This window comes from Mesorhizobium sp. M4A.F.Ca.ET.090.04.2.1 (assembly GCF_003999085.1).
GTDB lineage: Bacteria > Pseudomonadota > Alphaproteobacteria > Rhizobiales > Rhizobiaceae > Mesorhizobium.
In genome coordinates, this window is sequence record NZ_RZOT01000904.1 from 1 (window position 1) to 1,085 (window position 1,085).

General features: G+C 67.9%; 1 protein-coding gene and 1 pseudogene. One reads left to right on the plus strand and one right to left on the minus strand.

From position 1 onward, the window contains the following. Positions 1-667, minus strand: a 667-nt coding sequence (locus EN781_RS33015) for an L-threonylcarbamoyladenylate synthase (RefSeq protein WP_189347980.1), incomplete at its 3' end; no start/stop codon positions are given. A gap of 164 nt (positions 668-831) precedes the next feature. Here EN781_RS33015 and EN781_RS33020 point away from each other — a divergent pair. Beyond that, positions 832-1,085 (plus strand): annotated as a pseudogene (locus EN781_RS33020) (hypothetical protein); the annotation flags it as partial.

Consider the following 1,085-nt stretch of genomic DNA (forward strand, 5'->3'; position numbering starts at 1 on the left):
AGGCGAGCATGCCGGGCGCCTCGATGCCGGCAGCCACGCCGCGCAGCAGCGGTTTGCCGGCGACGGCCTCGATCTCGGCCGCAGCGATGCCACCCGGCCGCAGCAGCCGCACGGTCTCGCCCTCGGCCTTGACGATGGTCGATTCCAGGCCGACCGGCGTCGCCCCGCCATCGACCACCAGCCTGATCCTGTCGCCTAAATCGGCAGCCACGGCGCCGGCGGTGGTGGCGCTGATCCTGCCGGAAGAATTGGCGCTGGGCGCGGCGAGCGGATGACCGAGCCTGGCGATCAGCTCGCCGCCGAACCCCTTGGGCATGCGCAACGCAATGGTGTCCAGCCCTGCCGTGACCAGCGGATGAATGCCATTTCCGGGGCGCTGCGGCAGCACCAGCGTCAGCGGACCCGGCCAGAAGGCCGCGGCCAGCTTTCTCGACAGCGGGTCGAAGAGCGCGATGCGCTCGGCCATGGCGAGATCGGCGACGTGGGCGATCAGCGGGTTGAAGCGCGGCCGGCCCTTGGCCTCGAAGATGCGGGCAACGCCGATGCCGCTGGTGGCGTCGCCGGCCAGCCCGTAGACAGTCTCGGTCGGAATGGCGACGACGTCGCCGCCCTCGAGCAGCGCCAGCGCCCGCTCCATCGCCTCGCCGGCGGCAACTATCTCAGCCAATTGTCGTCACCTCTTTGGATGCGGGGCTGCGTAATACGGCGGCGTTCGGCGGGCAAGTGCGGGCGTTGGCGAATTATCAATCCCTAAAATGCTATGTTTCCGCGCAAGCAGGCATCAATCCCGTGGGAATATGGTGCCGGTTTGTTGGGCCAGGGGAAACTATCATGGTGTCGATGCGTGTCCTTGCAGCGCTTGGCGTCGGCCTGTCGGCAATTACCGGCGGCGCCCAGGCTTCGTCCATTGTCGTGTTGGGCGCGTCGACCACGACGCCCTCCATCATCCGGCTCGCGCCCGAACCGATGAAGCTCGGCTCGACGCCGTCGGTCGTGGCGCTTGGCGAGCCCGCACTCGATGTCACCGACGAGAAGGTCGCGGCGATCCCCGATAAGTCCACGCACCATGGTTCCATGCAGAGCCC